At 56.2% G+C, this 19661-nt stretch carries 15 protein-coding genes; 9 read left to right on the top strand and 6 right to left on the bottom strand.

Annotated elements, in window-relative coordinates:
* Window positions 1-213: 213 nt before the first annotated feature.
* Window positions 214-1707 (top strand): DUF3300 domain-containing protein, encoded by a 1494-nt coding sequence (locus E0L16_RS08100; protein ID WP_131636683.1) that lies wholly within the window; start codon window positions 214-216, stop codon window positions 1705-1707.
* 10 nt (window positions 1708-1717) lie between these two features.
* Window positions 1718-2509 (top strand): DUF2950 family protein, encoded by a 792-nt coding sequence (locus E0L16_RS08095; protein WP_131636682.1) that lies wholly within the window; start codon window positions 1718-1720, stop codon window positions 2507-2509.
* Between the two features lie 51 nt (window positions 2510-2560).
* Here E0L16_RS08095 and lpdA read toward each other — a convergent pair whose 3' ends face one another.
* From lpdA to pdhR, 4 genes are all read right to left on the bottom strand, one after another.
* The gene (gene lpdA / locus E0L16_RS08090) at window positions 2561-3985 is read right to left on the bottom strand and encodes a dihydrolipoyl dehydrogenase (protein WP_063450636.1); all 1425 of its coding nucleotides are present in this window, start codon (window positions 3983-3985) and stop codon (window positions 2561-2563) included.
* A 175-nt stretch (window positions 3986-4160) separates the two neighbouring features.
* Window positions 4161-6065, bottom strand: coding sequence for a pyruvate dehydrogenase complex dihydrolipoyllysine-residue acetyltransferase (gene aceF / locus E0L16_RS08085; protein ID WP_131636681.1), 1905 nt, complete (start codon window positions 6063-6065; stop codon window positions 4161-4163).
* 14 nt (window positions 6066-6079) lie between these two features.
* Window positions 6080-8743 carry a pyruvate dehydrogenase (acetyl-transferring), homodimeric type gene (gene aceE / locus E0L16_RS08080; RefSeq protein ID WP_063867468.1) on the bottom strand — a complete coding sequence of 888 codons (2664 nt, stop codon included), beginning with the start codon at window positions 8741-8743 and terminating at the stop codon, window positions 6080-6082.
* Between the two features lie 123 nt (window positions 8744-8866).
* Window positions 8867-9631, bottom strand: a complete 765-nt coding sequence (gene pdhR, locus E0L16_RS08075) for a pyruvate dehydrogenase complex transcriptional repressor PdhR (protein ID WP_131636680.1) — start codon at window positions 9629-9631, stop codon at window positions 8867-8869.
* A 536-nt stretch (window positions 9632-10167) separates the two neighbouring features.
* On the opposite strand from pdhR, the gene aroP reads away from it, so the two are divergent.
* From aroP to E0L16_RS08060, 3 genes are all read left to right on the top strand, one after another.
* A complete protein-coding gene (gene aroP / locus E0L16_RS08070; protein WP_063450640.1) occupies window positions 10168-11538 on the top strand; it encodes an aromatic amino acid transporter AroP in 1371 nt (456 codons plus the stop codon).
* 164 nt (window positions 11539-11702) lie between these two features.
* Window positions 11703-13100, top strand: coding sequence for a glycoside-pentoside-hexuronide (GPH):cation symporter (locus E0L16_RS08065; RefSeq protein ID WP_063450641.1), 1398 nt, complete (start codon window positions 11703-11705; stop codon window positions 13098-13100).
* A 10-nt stretch (window positions 13101-13110) separates the two neighbouring features.
* Window positions 13111-14061, top strand: coding sequence for a glycoside hydrolase family 43 protein (locus tag E0L16_RS08060; protein ID WP_131636679.1), 951 nt, complete (start codon window positions 13111-13113; stop codon window positions 14059-14061).
* Between the two features lie 18 nt (window positions 14062-14079).
* Here the strand turns inward: E0L16_RS08060 and ampE are convergent, their stop codons facing one another.
* Both ampE and ampD read right to left on the bottom strand, forming a co-directional pair.
* Window positions 14080-14934, bottom strand: coding sequence for a beta-lactamase regulator AmpE (ampE, locus tag E0L16_RS08055; RefSeq protein ID WP_064910129.1), 855 nt, complete (start codon window positions 14932-14934; stop codon window positions 14080-14082).
* Window positions 14931-15494, bottom strand: coding sequence for a 1,6-anhydro-N-acetylmuramyl-L-alanine amidase AmpD (gene ampD, locus E0L16_RS08050; RefSeq protein ID WP_131636678.1), 564 nt, complete (start codon window positions 15492-15494; stop codon window positions 14931-14933). Before ampD ends, ampE begins: the two co-directional genes overlap by 4 nt.
* Before the next feature lie 87 nt (window positions 15495-15581).
* On the opposite strand from ampD, the gene nadC reads away from it, so the two are divergent.
* The 4 genes from nadC (at window position 15582) to hofC (ending at window position 19654) form a co-directional block, all read left to right on the top strand.
* Window positions 15582-16475: a carboxylating nicotinate-nucleotide diphosphorylase gene (nadC, locus tag E0L16_RS08045; RefSeq protein WP_063867463.1), complete on the top strand. Its 894-nt coding sequence runs from the start codon at window positions 15582-15584 to the stop codon at window positions 16473-16475.
* A 175-nt stretch (window positions 16476-16650) separates the two neighbouring features.
* On the top strand, window positions 16651-17088 hold the full coding sequence (gene ppdD / locus E0L16_RS08040; RefSeq protein WP_131636677.1) for a prepilin peptidase-dependent pilin: 438 nt from the start codon (window positions 16651-16653) through the stop codon (window positions 17086-17088).
* A 12-nt stretch (window positions 17089-17100) separates the two neighbouring features.
* Complete coding sequence (gene gspE, locus E0L16_RS08035) at window positions 17101-18480, top strand: type II secretion system protein GspE (RefSeq protein ID WP_131636676.1); 1380 nt, start codon at window positions 17101-17103, stop codon at window positions 18478-18480.
* On the top strand, window positions 18470-19654 hold the full coding sequence (gene hofC / locus E0L16_RS08030; RefSeq protein ID WP_131636675.1) for a protein transport protein HofC: 1185 nt from the start codon (window positions 18470-18472) through the stop codon (window positions 19652-19654). Before gspE ends, hofC begins: the two co-directional genes overlap by 11 nt.
* Window positions 19655-19661: the final 7 nt, after the last annotated feature.

Below are 19661 nucleotides of genomic sequence, written 5' to 3'. Positions count from 1 at the left end.
CAATTAGCTGCTGGCCGCTCGCAAGAGCGGCCTTCTGAATTCCCGTCGCCTTTTTAGCCACGAGATATAATTGTGTAATAAATGCACACACTCTTTATCCGGACGCGCCGGGTGGTTTCCCAAGAAAAGTCAAAACGGTAAAACACGGGTGAATGATACTCGCGGCAACAGCAACGCCTCCCGGCACTGCACTCGTCTCGTTGGAGCCATTTTATGAAGTTGCCTTTTAAACCCCATCTTCTTGTTCTGCTTTGCAGTGCGGGACTGTTTGCCGCCTCGGGCGTCATGTTTGTTAAAAGCCGCGTAACGGAGCCTGCTCCGGTTGCACAGCCCTCTGCCCCACCGGCAGCCCAACCTGCTGCCATTGCCGCCCCGGCCTACACTGCTGCGCAAATCGACCAGTGGGTAGCCCCTGTTGCGCTTTACCCGGATGCCCTGCTGTCGCAAATCCTGATGGCGTCGACCTACCCGTCTAACGTTATTCAGGCCGCGCAGTGGTCAAAAGATAACCCCAAAATGCAGGGGGATGCCGCCATTCAGGCGGTCGCCAACCAGCCATGGGATCCCAGCGTAAAATCGCTGGTCGCGTTTCCTCAGCTGATGTCGCTGATGGGTGAAAATCCGCCGTGGGTACAAAACCTGGGGGATGCGTTTCTCGCACAGCCGAAAGATGTGATGGGTTCAGTACAGCGGTTACGCCTGCTGGCTCAACAAACGGGTGCGCTACAATCCACGCCGCAGCAGACGGTCACCACCGTCACAAAGGCTGCACCGACAAAAACCGCGACAACCGCAACCCCCTCCAGCCCAACGGTGATTAAGATTGAATCCGCCGATCCGCAGGTGGTGTATGTCCCTACCTATAACCCGAATACGGTTTACGGCACCTGGCCTGAACCCGCGTACCCGCCGGTCTATCTCCCGCCCTCACCCGGCGAACAGTTTACCGATAGCCTCGTTAAAGGGTTAGGCTTCAGCCTCGGGGTCGCGACAACCTACGCCATCTTCAGTAATATCGACTGGGACGACGACGACTGGGATCACCATCATCACGATGATGACTGGGACAATCACGGCGGCTATAACCGTAACGGTGATAACAATATCAATATCAACGTGGATAACTTCAACAGAATCAGCGGGCAGCACCTGAACGGCAATGACCGCACCTGGCAGCACAACCCTGCTTATCGTGAAGGCGTGGCTTATCCGAATAACCAACTGGCTAACCGTTTTCACTCCACGAACGCGGCGACGGGATTAAGTGCGACCCAGCAAAGGCCGGTCAATCGCGACAGCCAGCGCCAGGCCGCTCTCAGCCAGATGGAAAAAGCGACGGGAAAAACGTTCCCACAATCGACACATACGGATGCGCGAGACGCTCAGCGTCTGGCCTCAACGCAGCAGCTTAAGCAGATATCACAGCGCAATAATTTCCGCGGGTATGACGCCAGGCCGCAAGCCGTACAACGGACCAGCGCGCCGCAGCATGAAAATCATCAGGCTCCTGAGAAGCGTATTACGCAGACGGCGCGGCACCCTGCCAGCGCACACCGCGCCAATGCCCTGAGCGGCAACGACAGCCGCTCGGCCTCCTGGCAGGCCCAGCAGCAGCGCGGGGCGCAAAGCCGCCACCTGTCGGCGCAGCAGCATCCCCGACAGCGCACCGCCGACCGTACCGAACACCGCGAATTCCGTCATCGTTAAGGGAGCCGACATGAAAAGTAAACTACTCAGTGGAATGGTGTTGTTCATGGTGTCGGCAACGGTTATGGCGCAGCAATCCTTCAGCTCGCCGGATCGGGCGACCCGCGCGCTGGCAACCGCCATCAGCGAGCACAACGAAAGCGCGATGAGCGCGCTGCTCGGCGAAAAATGGCGCGACGTTCTGCCGCCCGAAGGGGTCGATCCCGATGCCGTGGATCGTTTTCTGAGAGACTGGAAAGTTCGCCATGAAACCGTCGTCAATGGCGACGTGGCGCACCTGGCGGTGGGCGAGAACGGCTGGCAGCTGCCGATACCGGTAATCAAAACCGCCTCAGGCTGGCAGTTCGACATGCAGAAAGCCGCTGAAGAGATCCAGACCCGCGAAATCGGTCGCAACGAGCTCGCAGCCATCGAAGCGCTTCACGCCTACGTCGATGCGCAGCAGCGTTACTTTGCACTGAACCAGAAGTACGCGCAGAAAATTGTCAGTTCTGAAGGGAAAAAGGATGGGCTGTACTGGCCCGTCTCGCCAGGCGATGCGCCAAGTCCGCTTGGTCCGGCGTTTAGTCCACCACAGCCGGGGGCGGGTTACCATGGCTATCGCTTCCGCATCCTGTCGGATAAGAATGGCTTTGCCATGGTTGCCTGGCCCGTGAGCTACGGTCAGACGGGGATAATGAGCTTTGTTGTAAACCAGGATGATCAGGTCTATCAGGCTGATCTCGGTAATGGCTCAGCGCAGAAAGCGCAGGCTCTGTCTGAATATCACCCGGATAAAGCCTGGCAGCCTGTCGCCCCTTAAACGCAGCGCATAAAAAAAGCGGCCTGAGGCCGCTTTTTCATCTGAAGAAACTTATTTCTTCTTCGCTTTCGCGTTTGGCAGGTCAGTGATGCTACCTTCAAACACTTCTGCCGCCAGGCCCACGGACTCGTGCAGCGTCGGGTGCGCGTGGATGGTCAGCGCGATGTCTTCCGCGTCACAGCCCATTTCGATAGCCAGACCGATTTCACCCAGCAGCTCGCCGCCGTTGGTGCCGACAATCGCACCACCGATCACGCGGTGAGTCTCTTTGTCGAAGATCAGCTTGGTCATACCGTCTGCACAGTCGGACGCGATAGCACGGCCAGAAGCAGCCCACGGGAAGGTGGCGGTTTCATAGCTGATGCCTTTCTCTTTCGCTTCTTTCTCGGTCAGACCGACCCATGCCACTTCTGGCTCGGTGTACGCGATAGATGGGATCACTTTCGGATCGAAGTAGTGCTTCATGCCGGCGATAACTTCAGCGGCAACGTGACCTTCGTGAACGCCTTTGTGCGCCAGCATTGGCTGACCGACGATGTCGCCGATAGCAAAGATGTGCGGCACGTTGGTGCGCAGCTGTTTGTCAACGCGGATGAAGCCACGGTCGTCCACTTCCACGCCCGCTTTACCGGCGTCAAGGTTTTTACCGTTCGGCACGCGGCCGATAGCCACCAGCACGGCGTCGTAACGCTGTGGTTCAGCAGGGGCTTTTTTGCCTTCCATGGAAACGTAAATACCGTCTTCTTTCGCTTCAACGGCAGTCACTTTGGTTTCCAGCATCAGGTTGAATTTCTTGCTGATGCGCTTGGTGAAGACTTTAACGATGTCTTTGTCAGCAGCCGGGATCACCTGGTCGAACATTTCAACCACGTCGATCTCTGAACCCAGCGCATGGTACACGGTACCCATTTCCAGACCGATGATACCGCCGCCCATCACCAGCAGGCGCTTAGGAACGGTTTTCAGCTCCAGGGCATCGGTGGAATCCCACACGCGCGGATCTTCATGTGGAATGAATGGCAGTTCGATTGGGCGAGAGCCTGCCGCGATGATCGCGTTGTCGAAGTTGATCACGGTTTTGCCGTTTTCGCCTTCCACTTCCAGGGTGTTCGCACCGGTGAATTTACCCAGACCGTTAACCACTTTTACCTTACGGCCTTTCGCCATGCCAGCCAGACCACCGGTCAGCTGAGTGATAACTTTCTCTTTCCAGGTACGGATTTTGTCGATGTCGGTTTTTGGCTCGCCGAAGACGATACCGTGTTCAGCCAGCGCTTTGGCTTCTTCGATAACTTTCGCTACGTGCAGCAGCGCTTTAGAAGGGATACAGCCGACGTTCAGACAAACACCGCCGAGGGTGCTGTAACGTTCTACGATGACGGTTTCCAGACCTAAATCCGCTGCGCGAAATGCTGCGGAGTAACCTGCCGGGCCTGCCCCAAGTACTACGACCTGAGTTTTGATTTCTGTGCTCATCATGACCTCTTAATGTATACCCGTCGTCCACCGGGTCGTTCTATCCGCCCGTATTTTACAAAATTGTTAACAATTTTGAAACAACAAACGGCTCACGAATTATCGCTTTCACCAATAACCTCAAAAGCCCCATGAGATTATCAGAAAAAAGCCGGCCGATTGGCCGGCTTTTCGATTACATCACCAGGCGGCGAATGTCGCTCAGGGTGTTGTTGATGATGGTGATGAAACGCGCACCATCAGCCCCGTCGATCACGCGGTGGTCGAAGGACAGAGAGATTGGCATCATCAGACGCGGCACGAACTCTTTGCCATTCCACACCGGCTCCATCGCGGACTTGGACACACCGAGGATAGCCACTTCCGGCGCGTTAACAATCGGCGCGAAGTGGGTGGTACCCAGGCCGCCGATGCTGGAGATAGTGAAGCAGCCGCCCTGCATTTCGCCGGCAGTCAGCTTACCATCACGCGCTTTCTTGGAGATGGTGGTCAGTTCACGGGACAGCTCGGTAATGCTCTTCTTATTCACGTCCTTGAAGACCGGAACAACCAGACCATTTGGCGTATCTACCGCAACACCGATGTTGATGTATTTCTTCAGCGTCAGCTTCTGGCCGTCTTCGGACAGGGAGCTGTTGAAGCGTGGCATCTGCTCCAGAGCAGCGGCAACGGCTTTCATGATGAAGACCACTGGGGTGAATTTCACGTCCAGCTTACGCTTCTCGGCTTCGGCGTTCTGCTGTTTACGGAACGCTTCCAGATCGGTGATATCGGTCTTATCGAAGTGGGTAACGTGCGGGATCATCACCCAGTTACGGCTCAGGTTAGCACCAGAGATTTTCTGGATACGGCCCAGCTCCACTTCTTCGATTTCGCCGAACTTGCTGAAGTCCACTTTCGGCCATGGCAGCATGCCCGGGATACCGCCGCCAGTGGCTGCCGCAGGTGCAGCTTCGGCGCGTTTCACCGCGTCTTTCACGTAAGCCTGAACGTCTTCGCGCAGGATACGACCCTTACGGCCGGTGCCTTTCACTTTCGCCAGGTTCACGCCGAACTCGCGCGCCAGGCGACGGATCAGCGGAGTCGCGTGGACGTATGCGTCGTTTTCAGCGAACTCAGATTTGCCTTCCGCTTTCGCAGCAGGGGCAGCCGCTGGTTTAGCAGCCTGAGCCGGTGCAGCAGCCGGTGCTGGAGCAGCCGCGGCAGCCGGAGCTGCGGCAGGCGCAGCGCCTTCCACTTCGAAGACCATAATCAGGGAGCCGGTAGACACTTTGTCGCCGGTGCTGATTTTGATCTCTTTAACGGTACCGGCGAACGGCGCAGGCACTTCCATGGAAGCCTTGTCGCCTTCAACGGTGATCAGTGACTGTTCAGCGGCAACTTTATCGCCCACTTTCACCATCACTTCGGTGACTTCAACTTCGTCACCGCCGATGTCCGGTACGTTAACGTCTTTCGCGCCGCCAGCAGCCGCTGGTGCAGCCGCCTGAGCCGGAGCAGCTTCCGCTTTCGCTGGAGCCGCAGCGCCTTCAGCGCCCGCCACTTCGAAGATCATAATCAGGGAGCCAGTAGACACTTTGTCACCGGTGTTGATCTTGATCTCTTTCACGGTACCCGCGAACGGCGCCGGTACTTCCATAGAGGCTTTGTCGCCTTCTACGGTGATCAGTGACTGCTCAGCTTCAACTTTGTCGCCCACTTTCACCAGGATTTCGGTAACTTCAACTTCGTCACCGCCGATGTCAGGCACGTTAACGTCTTTCGCGCTCGCGGCAGCTGCTGGAGCAGCGGCGGCCGGAGCGGCTTCATTCTTCTCTTCCTGCGCAGGTGCAGCAGCTGCTGCACCGTCGGCGGAATCGAAAATCATGATCAGTTTGCCGGTCTCGGTTTTATCGCCAACGGAGACTTTGATCTCCTTAACGATGCCAGCCTGAGGAGACGGGACTTCCATAGAGGCTTTGTCGCCTTCTACGGTGATCAGCGACTGTTCAGCTTCAACTTTGTCGCCCACTTTGACCAGGATCTCGGTGATTTCAACTTCATCAGCCCCGATGTCCGGTACATTGATTTCGATAGCCATTATTCTTTTACCTCTTACGCCAGACGCGGGTTAACTTTATCTGCATCGATGTTGAATTTGGTAATTGCGTCCGCAACCACTTTCTTATCGATTTCGCCACGTTTAGCCAGTTCGCCCAGTGCTGCTACCACCACGTAGGAAGCATCAACTTCGAAGTGGTGACGCAGGTTTTCGCGGCTGTCAGAACGACCGAAGCCGTCAGTACCCAGTACGCGATAATCATCAGCTGGAACGTAAGTACGAACCTGCTCAGCGAACAGTTTCATATAGTCAGTAGACGCCACCGCTGGCGCGTCGTTCATCACCTGAGCGATGTACGGAACGCGTGGGGTTTCCAGTGGGTGCAGCATGTTCCAGCGCTCACAATCCTGGCCATCACGCGCCAGTTCAGTGAAGGAGGTGACGCTGTACACGTCGGAACCGACGCCGTAGTCTTTCGCCAGGATCTGCGCTGCTTCACGAACGTGACGCAGGATAGAGCCGGAGCCCAGCAGCTGAACTTTACCTTTGCTACCTTCAATGGTTTCGAGTTTGTAGATACCTTTACGGATACCTTCCTCGGCACCTGCTGGCATTGCCGGCATGTGGTAGTTTTCGTTCAGGGTGGTGATGTAGTAGTAAATGTTCTCTTGCGCTTCGCCGTACATGCGCTGCAAGCCGTCATGCATGATGACTGCCACTTCGTACGCGTAGGACGGATCGTAAGAGATACAGTTCGGGATAGTCAGAGACTGAATATGGCTGTGGCCATCTTCGTGCTGGAGACCTTCACCGTTCAGGGTCGTACGACCAGAAGTACCACCGATCAGGAAGCCGCGAGCCTGCTGGTCGCCTGCCTGCCAGCACAGGTCACCGATACGCTGGAACCCGAACATGGAGTAGTAGATATAGAACGGGATCATCGGCAGGTTGTTGGTGCTGTAAGAGGTCGCAGCAGCCAGCCAGGATGCGCCAGCACCCAGCTCGTTGATACCTTCCTGAAGGATCTGACCTTTCTCGTCTTCTTTGTAGTAAGCAACCTGCTCACGGTCCTGCGGGGTGTACTGCTGGCCGTTCGGGCTGTAGATACCGATCTGACGGAACAGACCTTCCATACCGAAAGTACGCGCTTCGTCGGCGATGATTGGAACCAGACGATCTTTGATCGACTTGTTCTTCAGCATCACGTTCAGGGCACGAACGAAAGCGATGGTGGTAGAGATCTCTTTGTTCTGCTCTTCCAGCAGCTGAGAGAAATCTTCCAGCGCCGGCAGTTCCAGCTTCTCGGTGAAGTTAGGCTGACGAGCAGGCAGGTAGCCTTTCAGCGCCTGACGACGTTCGTGCAGGTACTTGTGCTCTTCAGAACCTTCCGGGAAGGTGATGTAAGACAGGTTTTCTACCTGCTCATCGGTCACTGGAACGTTGAAACGGTCGCGAATGTAACGCACGCCGTCCATGTTCATTTTCTTAACCTGGTGAGCGATGTTTTTACCTTCTGCGGTATCACCCATGCCGTAACCTTTGATGGTGTGGGCCAGGATTACGGTCGCTTTACCTTTGGTTTCCTGCGCTTTTTTCAGTGCAGCGTAGACTTTCTTCGGATCGTGACCGCCACGGTTCAGGGCCCAGATCTGCTCATCAGTCCAGTCTGCAACCAGTGCTGCGGTTTCAGGGTATTTACCGAAGAAGTGCTCACGTACGTACGCACCGTCTTTGGATTTGAAGGTCTGGTAGTCGCCGTCAACGGTTTCGTTCATCAGTTGGATCAGCTTACCGCTGGTGTCTTTACGCAGCAGCTCATCCCAACGACCGCCCCACATGACTTTGATCACGTTCCAGCCAGCACCCGCGAAGATGCCTTCCAGCTCGTTGATGATCTTGCCGTTACCGGTTACCGGACCATCCAGACGTTGCAGGTTACAGTTGATGATGAAGCACAGGTTGTCCAGCTTCTCACGGGTTGCGATGGTGATCGCACCTTTAGATTCTGGCTCATCCATTTCACCGTCGCCCAGGAAGGCGTAAACGGTCTGCTCAGAGGTGTCTTTCAGACCACGGTGTTCCAGATACTTCAGGAATTTAGCCTGGTAGATCGCACCGATTGGGCCCAGACCCATAGAAACGGTCGGGAACTGCCAGAACTCAGGCATCAGTTTAGGGTGCGGGTAAGAAGACAGACCTTTACCGTGGACTTCCTGACGGAAGTTGTTCATCTGCTCTTCAGTCAGACGACCTTCCAGGAAGGCACGCGCATAGATGCCCGGAGAGATGTGGCCCTGGAAGTACACCAGATCGCCGCCATCTTTCTCGTTAGCTGCACGGAAGAAGTGGTTGAAGCACACTTCGTAAACGGTCGCTGAAGACTGGAAGGACGCCATGTGGCCACCCAGCTCCAGGTCTTTTTTGGATGCGCGCAGAACGGTCATGATGGCGTTCCAGCGGATAGCAGAACGGATACGGCGTTCCAGATCCAGATTGCCCGGGTATTCCGGTTCGTCTTCGACGGCAATCGTGTTTACGTAGTTGTTAGCCCCTGCACCTGAAGCCACTTTCACGCCGCCTTTGCGCGCTTCTGAAAGCAGCTGATCAATCAGATACTGAGCGCGCTCAACACCTTCTTCACGGATGACCGATTCGATCGCCTGTAGCCAGTCGCGAGTTTCGATCGGATCCACGTCATTTTGGAGACGTTCTGACATGGGGGTATTCCTTATCTATCTAATACGTTGATTTGTCTGGAACCTGTCCCATTGTATTTTCCCCAGAAAACACAATAAGACAGGTTCTGCGTTTAGTTGCCGCGCTCTAAAAGTACCTGGCGCTTAATCCTTTCGTTGCTGTATGCGGCGTAATGAACGTTCGCGACGCGATTGTTCACGGCTGCGGTCCAGCAAGATTTCCTCAATGAAAGCCAGATGGCGGTGCGACGCTTCACGCGCCTGCTCCGGTTCCCCGGCCATTATCGCCTCGAATACTCGGGTGCGATGGTTGCTTACCAGCGGGAGCATCTCCCGACGGGAATACAACAATTCAAAATTCTGACGAACGTTCTGGGCCAGCATCGGCTCCATGCAGCGTAGCAGATGGAGGAGCACCACGTTGTGCGCCGCTTCGGTGACGGCAATTTGATACTGGACGACGGCGCTGGACTCGGCGTCTAAATCGCCGGACTGCTGTGCCCGTTCAATGGCCTGATGCAGCTCGCGAATACGCACGCGATCTTCATCAGTGCTGCGAAGGGCGGCGTAATAGGCCGCAATACCTTCCAGCGCGTGACGGGTCTCAAGCAGATCAAACTGGGATTCTGGGTGGTCAGAGAGAAGTTCGACCAGCGGATCGCTGAAGCTCTGCCACAGGCTGTTTTGCACAAAGGTTCCGCCACCCTGGCGACGGAGCAACAGGCCCTTTGCTTCGAGACGTTGAATCGCCTCACGCAGAGAGGGACGTGAAACGTCGAACTGTTTGGCCAGCTCGCGTTCTGGCGGGAGCTTCTCGCCCGGGCGCAGTGTCCCTTCGAGAATTAAAAACTCCAGCTGCTGCTCAATCACATCGGAAAGTTTTGGTTGGCGAATTTTGCTGTAGGCCATATTCCCTGTCTTACGCCTTTTTGCCCGGAGTCAATTGGTCTTACCAATTTCATGTTCGTATCGCTAAAGTAACAAAGTATTCACCTTCTGTCCATATTGGTTTTGATTGAAATCAGTAAACCCGGCAGATTTTAACAACCTTACAGAACTAACGTTTCAGGAATGTAACTTTGCACAAATGAAATGGTTACTCCCAAAGAGGCAGTTTTAACCATAATTAAACGAGGGTTATTGCAATCTGAAGCGATTCAACAGGGCAAAATATGAAAATTCGCCCGCTTTTGACGCATTTCTATTCTATAGGTTGGGTATGAAGGGTTAACGTACCGATTTACAATTGGTTTCTTTTTATTCAAGTCGTCTTCATCCCTTCATAAAGCAGGTGCATTCGGCTGCGCTTACCACTATTCTGGCGCTAACGGAAGCCATCTCCGCTTTTTTCGGTATCGTTAACCGTAAAGAAATAAATACAGAATATGGATTTTCATAATTACACACGCACAGCGTGAACATAACAACCACACACGAGGTTTCAAATGGAAGCTCAACAGCATGGCGATCAGCTAAAGCGCGGCCTTAAAAACCGCCATATTCAGCTCATCGCCCTGGGCGGTGCTATTGGTACTGGCCTGTTTCTGGGCAGCGCATCCGTAATCCAGTCTGCCGGTCCAGGCATTATTTTGGGTTACGCGATTGCGGGTTTCATTGCTTTTCTGATTATGCGCCAGCTGGGTGAAATGGTCGTCGAGGAGCCGGTCGCAGGCTCGTTCAGCCACTTTGCCTACAAATACTGGGGTAGCTTTGCGGGCTTCGCCTCCGGCTGGAACTACTGGGTTCTGTACGTTCTGGTTGCCATGGCCGAGCTGACCGCGGTTGGGAAGTACATTCAGTTCTGGTATCCGGAGATCCCCACCTGGGCGTCAGCCGCGGCCTTCTTCGTTATCATCAACGCCATTAACCTGACCAACGTAAAAGTGTTCGGCGAGATGGAGTTCTGGTTTGCGATTATCAAAGTCATTGCCGTGGTGGCGATGATCATCTTCGGCGGCTGGCTGCTCTTCAGCGGCAACGGCGGCCCGCAGGCCACCGTACGCAACCTCTGGGAACAGGGTGGCTTCCTGCCGCACGGCATGACCGGCCTGGTGATGATGATGGCGATCATTATGTTCTCCTTCGGCGGTCTGGAGCTGGTGGGCATCACCGCCGCCGAAGCCGACAACCCGGAGCAGAGTATCCCGAAAGCCACTAACCAGGTTATCTACCGTATTCTGATCTTCTATGTGGGCTCCCTGGCGGTACTGCTCTCTCTGCTGCCGTGGACGCGCGTCACGGCGGATACCAGCCCGTTCGTGCTGATCTTCCACGAGCTGGGCGACACCTTCGTAGCGAACGCGCTCAACGTCGTGGTGCTGACCGCCGCGCTCTCTGTTTATAACAGCTGCGTTTACTGCAACAGCCGTATGCTGTTCGGCCTTGCGCAGCAGGGCAACGCGCCGAAAGCGCTGCTTACCGTTGATAAACGTGGCGTACCGGTTAACACCATTATCGTGTCGGCGGTCGTGACGGCGCTGTGCGTGCTGATTAACTACCTGGCCCCGGAATCGGCCTTCGGCCTGCTGATGGCGCTGGTGGTTTCCGCGCTGGTGATCAACTGGGCGATGATTAGCCTCGCGCACATCAAGTTCCGCCGTGCCAAGCAGCAGCAGGGCGTCACCACTCGCTTCCCTGCCCTGCTCTATCCGCTGGGGAACTGGGTTTGCCTGGTGTTCATGGCGGCCGTGCTGGTTATCATGCTCATCACCCCCGGCATGGCAATCTCCGTTTACCTGATCCCGGTCTGGATTGCGATCCTCGGCGTGGGCTATCTGGTGAAGCAGAAAAATGCTAAAACGGTGAAAGCGCACTAACTGTTTTCTCGCTGCGCCCGTCCTGCCGGGCGCAGCGTCTTGTTACCTTCCTCACAAATTCACGCCAACAGCAAAATCATCCATATCACCGCCCTTATACTGCAACGCATATATTCGTTTGCCAGCGAATAATTCTCTCCATACCGAAACCCGGAGAGCTGTCGATGGATAACAACAAACTGTCAGTAAAAGAAAAGATCGGCTATGGCATGGGTGACGCCGGATGCAACATTATCTTTGGCGCCATCATGTTATTTGTTAACTATTTTTATACGGATATTTTTGGTCTTGCGCCTGCGCTGGTTGGCGTTTTGCTGCTTTCTGTACGCGTCATCGATGCCGTAACGGACCCGATCATGGGCGCGATTGCCGACCGTACCCGCAGCAAATATGGCCGGTTTCGTCCATGGCTGCTGTGGATTGCCTTCCCCTATGCGCTGTTCAGCATCCTGATGTTTACCACGCCCGACTGGAGCTATAACAGCAAGGTTATCTATGCGTTCGTCACCTATTTCCTGCTGTCGCTGACCTATACCGCCATCAACATTCCGTACTGCTCGCTCGGGGGCGTGATCACCAACGACCCGAAAGAGCGCGTTGCCTGCCAGTCCTATCGTTTTGTGATGGTCGGTATCGCCACGCTGCTGCTCTCCTTAACGCTGCTGCCGATGGCCGACTGGTTCGGCGGGGATAACAAAGCCAAAGGCTACCAGATGGCGATGACCGTGCTGGCGCTGGTGGGTACCTGCATGTTCCTGTTCTGCTTCGCCACCGTGCGCGAGCGCGTACGTCCGGCGGTGCAAACCCATGACGAGCTGAAAAATGACCTGAAAGACGTGTGGAAGAACGACCAGTGGGTGCGCATTCTGCTGCTGACGCTGTGCAACGTCTGCCCGGGCTTTATCCGCATGGCGGCAACCATGTATTACGTTACCTGGGTAATGGGTCAAAGCACCCATTTTGCCACGCTGTTTATCAGCCTGGGCGTTGTCGGCATGATGTTCGGCAGCATGCTGGCGAAAGTGCTGACCGACCGCTGGTGTAAGCTGAAGGTCTTCTTCTGGACCAACATCGCGCTGGCGATTTTCTCTTGCGCCTTCTACTTCTTTGACCCGAAAGCCACCGTCACCATCGTGGTGCTCTACGTCCTGCTGAACATCCTGCACCAGATCCCCTCCCCGCTGCACTGGTCCCTGATGGCCGACGTGGACGACTACGGCGAATGGAAAACCGGGAAGCGCATCACCGGGATCAGCTTCTCCGGCAACATCTTCTTCCTCAAGCTGGGCCTGGCGATTGCCGGTGCGATGGTGGGCTTCCTGCTCTCCTGGTACGGTTACGACGCGGGGGCGAAAGCGCAGAGCGCGGATGCCATCAACGGCATCGTGCTGCTCTTTACCGTCATTCCGGGCGTCGGGTATCTCATTACCGCTGGCGTGGTGCGTCTGCTGAAGGTTGACCGGGAGACGATGAAGCGGATCCAGGAAGACCTGGAGAAGCGCCGCATTAACTATCGCGAGCTGAACGAGTATCAGGAAATCAGCGCCGCTGAGACTAAATAAGGAAAGCCGAATGCAAACCTGGCCAAACCCGTTTATTGAACAACGCGCCGACCCGTACATCCTGCGCCACGACGGGCAATATTACTTTATCGCCTCCGTGCCGGAGTACGATCGGCTGGCGATCCGCCGCGCGGACTCGCTGGAAGGTTTACGCGATGCCGAAGAGGTGGTGGTCTGGCGCAAGCCTGACGCCGGCCCGATGAGCCAGCTGATCTGGGCACCCGAACTGCACCACATTGACAACAAGTGGTACATCTATTTTGCCGCCACGCATACGCAGGCGCTCGACAAACTGGGGATGTTCCAGCACCGCATGTTTGCGCTGGCGTGCGCCGACGGCGATCCGCTTACCGGGTCGTGGGTGGAAAAAGGGCAAATCAAAACGCCTTTCGACACCTTCGCGCTGGACGCCACCACCTTTGTTCATCAGGGCAAACGCTGGTACCTGTGGGCGCAAAAAGACCTGGATATTTCCGGTAACTCCAATCTTTACCTGTGTGAAATGGAAAATCCGTGGACGCTGAAGGGCGAACCGGTGATGCTCAGCAAGCCGCAATATGACTGGGAGTGCCGCGGGTTCTGGGTTAACGAAGGCCCGGCAGTGCTGTTCCACGGCGATAAGCTGTTTATCAGCTACTCCGCCAGCGCCACCGACGAAAACTACTGCATGGGATTACTGTGGATAGACGTGAATGCCGATCCGCAAAACCCGGCTAACTGGCAGAAATCCCCGCGCCCGGTGTTCGTCACCAGCTATGAAAACCGGCAGTATGGGCCAGGCCATAACAGCTTTACGCAGACCCCTGAGGGCGACGATGTGCTAGTCTACCACGCGCGAAACTACACTGAAATTGAAGGCGATCCGCTGTACGATCCCAATCGCCACACTCGCCTGAAGCGCGTCCGCTGGGACGAAAACGGGATGCCTGATTTCGGCATCCCGCCTGCGGATACGCTGTAACGGCTTCGGCGCGCTGGCTTAAACCAGCGTGCCGTAAATCGTCAGCAGCGCCACAACCACCACCACCACAAACGACGTTTTCTTCGCCATCGAGACGGCAGCTTTTGGCGTTTCGACTTTGTCCGCGTGCGGCTCACGCGCCAGTGAGAACTGCGCCAGGCGGGTTAACACCTGATACTGCGACGTATGGCGGTCCGCAAGGGAGGCAAACCACGCGGGCAGCGCTTTTTCGCCGTGACCGATAAGGGCATAGACCACGCCCACCAGACGCACCGGGATCCAGTCGAGCACGTGCAGAATGGCATCGATGCCGGAAAGCAAACGCTCATGCGGGGTCAGATAACGGGCAAGCCAGGTCTGCCAGGCGCGCAGGAACGCATAGCCCATCAGCAGAACCGGCCCCCACGGGCCGCCCACCACAAACCAGAACAGCGGCGCCAGGTAATAACGGAAGTTGATCCACAGCAGCGCGTTTTGCAGCTCGCGCAGGAACTCGCGTTCATCGCAGTCCGGCGGCACGCCGTGGATCATCGTCAGCTCGCTTGCCATCGCGCCGCGCGCGTGGGCATCGTCCCGTGAGGCGGCTTTCAGGTAGGCATGATAGTGCATACGCACCTTGCCCGCGCCGATGCACAGCACGCCCAGCAGGATCCACACCACCAGCAGCGGCACGTTGAAAAAGAGGCCGTAAAGCGCGCGCAGCAGCAGGAAGGTAATGACCATCACACCGGCCGTCATCAGCAGCGTGCGTAGCATGGAAAAATGCCTGATGCGGCGGAATAACACTTCCAGCCGGTGATCCAGATGCCAGTGCTCGCCGAGCTTAAACAGGCGTTCGGCGATCATAACCAGCAGCATGGTAAACAACGTCATGTTATCTCCTTATCTGACGACGTGGTAAGCATGGCGTGAAACCGGGACCAGTCAAACGCCGGGCCGGGGTCAGTTTTTCTTTCGGGGGCGATGTCGCTGTGCCCCGTAATATTGTCTGCAATGGCGGGATAAAGCCCGACTAACGTTTTCGTCACAGCAACCAGTTTCTGATATTGCGCATCGGTGTAAGGCGTGGTGTCGGTGCCTTCCAGCTCTATTCCAATGGAAAAATCGTTGCAGCGCTCGCGTCCTTTGTACATCGACACGCCCGCATGCCAGGCTCGCTTATCAAAGGGAACATACTGAACCACTTCGCCGTCACGACGGATCAGGCAGTGCGCCGATACGCGCAGGTGTGCAATCTCAGCAAAGAAAGGGTGGGCATCGGGATCTATCGTTCCAGTGAATAACGCGTCGATCCACGGACCGCCAAATTCACCCGGCGGGAGACTAATATTATGAACCACCAGCAGTGTGGGTTTTTCATCCTCCGGGCGGCAATCGTGGTGCGGCGACGGTACATGTCGCGCGTCCACCAGCCATCCGTTTTCTAACAACATGCTGGAACTCCTTATCTATGGTGCTGTTACTCGGTTCAGAGTAGCATGTTTCAATATTATGATTCGTTACCAATTTGGAGTTTTATCATGCCGCCTCGCCGCTATAACCCCGACCACCGACGTGACGCGCTTCTGGAACGTATTAATAGTGATATTCCGACAAGCGTTGCCCATGCTCTGAAAGAAGACTTGGGCGGCGACGTCAGCGCCGATAACGATATTACCGCCCAATTGTTGCCAAAAGAGACACGCTCGCACGCGGTCATCATCACCCGCGAAGACGGCGTATTTTGCGGCAAACGCTGGGTTGAGGAAGTCTTTACCCAGCTGGCGGGCGACGAGGTGCAGGTAACATGGCACGTTGACGACGGTGATGCGGTCAGTGCGAATCAGCCCCTTTTCGAGCTGGACGGTCCGGCCCGCGTCTTGCTGACCGGCGAACGCACCGCGCTCAACTTTGTGCAAACGCTCTCTGGCGTCGCCAGTGAAGTGCGCCGCTACGTTGACCTGCTGGCAGGTACCCGCACGCAGCTGCTGGACACCCGTAAAACCCTGCCGGGCCTGCGCACCGCGTTGAAATACGCCGTGCTCTGCGGCGGCGGCGCAAACCATCGTCTGGGCTTATCCGACGCCTTCCTGATCAAAGAGAACCACATTATTGCCTCCGGCTCGGTGCGCAAGGCAGTAGAAAAAGCCTTCTGGCTGCATCCGGATGTGCCGGTCGAAGTAGAAGTGGAAAATCTGGACGAGCTGGACGAGGCCATCAAGGCGGGGGCTGACATCATCATGCTCGATAACTTCGACACGGAGCAGATGCGTGAAGCGGTCAAACGCACAAACGGCCAGGCGCAGCTGGAGGTGTCCGGCAACGTGACGTTCGACACCCTCCGTGAATTTGCTGAAACCGGCGTCGACTACATCTCCGTTGGCGCGCTGACCAAGCACGTACGCGCCCTCGACCTCTCGATGCGCTTCAAATAATTTGCCCTCCCCCTCTCCGCCCGGAGGGGGGAAATACGAAACCGCTCGCAATTACGCTGTCCATCTCTGCAACGCTGAATCATTTCCCTGAAAGCCCCTTCACGTTCACGCTTTTGCCCCTCGTTTCTGCGTCCCGGCACTGCCAGAGTAGCGCCACCTAACGTAAGGAGCAGACATGAACAGACAACAAGGATTTACGCTGATTGAGCTAATGGTCGTCATTGGCATTATTGCCATCCTGAGCGCGATTGGCGTCCCGGCCTACCAGAACTACCTGCGAAAAGCGGCGCTCACCGATATGCTGCAAACGTTCATTCCCTACCGTACCGCCATTGAGCTTTGCGCCCTGGATCGGGGGGGCGTGGATCGCTGCGACGCAGGCACCAATGGCATTCCCTCTCCGACAACCACGCGTTACGTTTCGGCGATGAGCGTGGCGAAGGGGGTCGTATCGTTAACAGGGCAGGAAAGTCTTAACGGACTCGAAGTGCTGATGACGCCGATCTGGAGCGACGGTAACGGTATGACGGGCTGGACGCGCGACTGCAAAATTGCGTCCGACAGTGCGCTCAGACAAGCCTGTGAAGATGTTTTCCGCTTCGACACCAACTGACAGGAGTGGGCAATGAATACCGAACAGCTTATGACACTCTGTCAGCGCCATCACGCACTGCTGCTCGCAAGCGACACCGACACGATCAGCATTGCGGTGGTGGGTAACCCTGCCTCTGAGCTGATGGAGGCGTTACGCTTCGCCACACAGAAGCGTATTGATATTGAGTGCTGGACGGCCGAGCGGATGGAAAAACGGCTACAGCCCGTCTCATTATCACATCTGCCGGGCATAGCGCCGAACTCAGCCGCAGATGTGCTCAACACAACGTTGCAGCAGGCAGTAAACCAGCGGGCCTCCGACATCCATATTGAACCGACGGACAACGGCTACCAGATTCGGTTGCGAATTGACGGCGTACTCTACCCGCAGCCGCCGATCCCTGCCGCCCTCGGGACGACGCTTGCCGCACGCCTGAAGGTGCTGGGCCAGCTGGATATTGCAGAGCGTCGGCTGCCGCAGGACGGTCAGTTTACGGTGGAGCTGGCAAGCGTGCCCGTCTCTTTTCGTATCGCAACCCTTCCCTGTAGCGGTGGAGAAAAAATCGTGCTCCGCCTGCTTCATCAGGTACAGCAAGCTCTGGAGCTTGAACAGCTGGGAATGAGCGCAGACCAGCAGGCCCGTTTTGCCGGAGTGCTTAACAGCCCTCAGGGTTTAATTCTGGTCACCGGCCCGACCGGTAGCGGGAAAACGGTGACGCTGTACAGCGCGTTGCAGGCCCGGAATACCCCTGACGTCAATATTTGCAGCGTGGAAGATCCGGTGGAAATTCCCCTTGCAGGCTTAAACCAGACGCAGATTAATCCGCGCGCGGGGCTGACCTTTCAGAGCGTGCTGCGTGCTCTGCTCAGGCAGGATCCTGACATCATTATGGTGGGTGAAATTCGCGACGGCGAAACGGCAGAAATTGCGATTAAGGCCGCGCAAACCGGGCATCTGGTGCTGTCAACCCTTCATACTAACTCGACGACTGAAACGCTGGTCAGGCTGCAACAGATGGGCGTCGCACGCTGGATGATCTCCTCGGCGCTCTCGATGGTAATTGCCCAGCGGCTGGTACGCCGTTTATGTCCGTACTGCCGGCAGGAAACCAGCCGCCACGCCGAACTGCCGCGCACGCTGTGGCCCCGTCCGCTTCCTCGCTGGCAACCCACCGGCTGCGATCGCTGCTATCACGGTTTTTACGGTCGCGTAGCCATTTTTGAAGTGCTGGTCATCGACGATGCGCTCCGTCAGGCCATTGCCAGCGGAGCAAGTACGGAGGTGATTGGCTCCAGCGCACGACAGGCAGGAATGGCCTCTTTGTTTGAGCATGGCTGCATGGCCGTGGAGCAAGGGCTGACCACGCTCGAAGAGCTGTTGCGCGTACTGGGAATGCCCGATGGCTGCTAATTCGCTCTGGCGCTGGCGTGCTCTTACCACCGAGGGGGACGTGCAAACGGGCACCCTCTGGGCCATCGACCGTGACGCAGCTTTCACCGCACTGGCGCTTAAACAGCTGCACCCGCTGGCGCTCAAGCGCTGCCAGAGACGCCACCGATGGCAGGTGCAGCACTGCTACGAGATTTTTCGCCAGCTCGCCACGCTGTTACAGGCCGGACTCACGCTGTCCCAAAGCCTGCAAATGCTGGCGGAACAGCATCCTCTGAAACAGTGGCAGGCGCTGCTGCACAGTCTTGCTGATGACCTCAGTGAAGGTTGCGCCCTGTCAGAGGCCATGAAGAAATGGCCAGAGGTGTTCAGCCCTCTGTATGTCTCCATGGTGAAAACGGGTGAGCTAACGGGAAAGCTCGAAGCATGCTGCCGTCAGCTTGCGCAGCAGCAGAAATCCCAGCAGCAGCTCAGTGCAAAGGTGAAGAAAGCGCTGCGCTATCCAACGATCATTCTGACGCTGGCCGTTTTCGTGGTGCTGGCCATGGTCACGCTGGTGTTGCCTGAGTTTGCTGCAATCTACAAAACGTTTAACACCCCGCTCCCTTTGCTCACGCAGGCAGTCATGGGGCTGGCGGCCTTTGTTCAGACGCATGTTCTTACCCTTGTCGCCCTGCTCATCATATTGGCTATCATCGCCTGTAAACTGCGGCGGCACCCGCACTGGCAGTATGTCTTGTTACACGTACCGGTAATGGGCACGCTGACGCGCGGACAAAAGCTGGGACAAATTTTTACCGTGCTGTCATTAACCCAGCAGGCCGGCATTACCTTTTTACAAGGGCTGGAAAGCGTGGAGGAGATCGTTGAGCGTGGCTACTGGCAGGAGAAACTCCGCGCGATACGCAGCAATATCGAACAGGGCATGCCCGTGTGGTCCTCCTTCCAGAAGGCCTCTGTTTTTACGCCACTGTGTATTCAGCTCATTCGCACCGGCGAAATATCGGGTTCGCTTGATGTAATGCTGATGAATCTGGCCCGTCACCATACGGAGCAGACATTTCAGCAGGCAGACAATCTGGCGGCGCTGCTTGAGCCTCTGTTACTTGTCGTGACGGGACTGATTATCGGCACGCTGGTGGTGGCGATGTATCTGCCGATTTTTCATCTGGGGGATGCAATGAGCGTGGGGTAGCGCTGGC

The organism is Enterobacter quasihormaechei, from assembly GCF_004331385.1.
GTDB lineage: Bacteria > Pseudomonadota > Gammaproteobacteria > Enterobacterales > Enterobacteriaceae > Enterobacter > Enterobacter quasihormaechei.
Note: the sequence above shows the minus strand (reverse complement) of the source record. Positions and strands in the feature narration are given on the sequence as shown.

Coding starts and splice junctions, on each gene's coding strand:
- nadC (WP_063867463.1), top strand. CDS start 15,582: ATGCCGCCTCGCCGCTATAACCCCGACCACCGACGTGACGCGCTTCTG.
- aceF (WP_131636681.1), bottom strand. CDS start 6,065: ATGGCTATCGAAATCAATGTACCGGACATCGGGGCTGATGAAGTTGAA.
- E0L16_RS08095 (WP_131636682.1), top strand. CDS start 1,718: ATGAAAAGTAAACTACTCAGTGGAATGGTGTTGTTCATGGTGTCGGCA.
- E0L16_RS08065 (WP_063450641.1), top strand. CDS start 11,703: ATGGATAACAACAAACTGTCAGTAAAAGAAAAGATCGGCTATGGCATG.
- aceE (WP_063867468.1), bottom strand. CDS start 8,743: ATGTCAGAACGTCTCCAAAATGACGTGGATCCGATCGAAACTCGCGAC.
- pdhR (WP_131636680.1), bottom strand. CDS start 9,631: ATGGCCTACAGCAAAATTCGCCAACCAAAACTTTCCGATGTGATTGAG.
- ampE (WP_064910129.1), bottom strand. CDS start 14,934: ATGACGTTGTTTACCATGCTGCTGGTTATGATCGCCGAACGCCTGTTT.
- lpdA (WP_063450636.1), bottom strand. CDS start 3,985: ATGAGCACAGAAATCAAAACTCAGGTCGTAGTACTTGGGGCAGGCCCG.
- hofC (WP_131636675.1), top strand. CDS start 18,470: ATGGCTGCTAATTCGCTCTGGCGCTGGCGTGCTCTTACCACCGAGGGG.
- ampD (WP_131636678.1), bottom strand. CDS start 15,494: ATGTTGTTAGAAAACGGATGGCTGGTGGACGCGCGACATGTACCGTCG.
- aroP (WP_063450640.1), top strand. CDS start 10,168: ATGGAAGCTCAACAGCATGGCGATCAGCTAAAGCGCGGCCTTAAAAAC.
- gspE (WP_131636676.1), top strand. CDS start 17,101: ATGAATACCGAACAGCTTATGACACTCTGTCAGCGCCATCACGCACTG.
- ppdD (WP_131636677.1), top strand. CDS start 16,651: ATGAACAGACAACAAGGATTTACGCTGATTGAGCTAATGGTCGTCATT.
- E0L16_RS08060 (WP_131636679.1), top strand. CDS start 13,111: ATGCAAACCTGGCCAAACCCGTTTATTGAACAACGCGCCGACCCGTAC.
- E0L16_RS08100 (WP_131636683.1), top strand. CDS start 214: ATGAAGTTGCCTTTTAAACCCCATCTTCTTGTTCTGCTTTGCAGTGCG.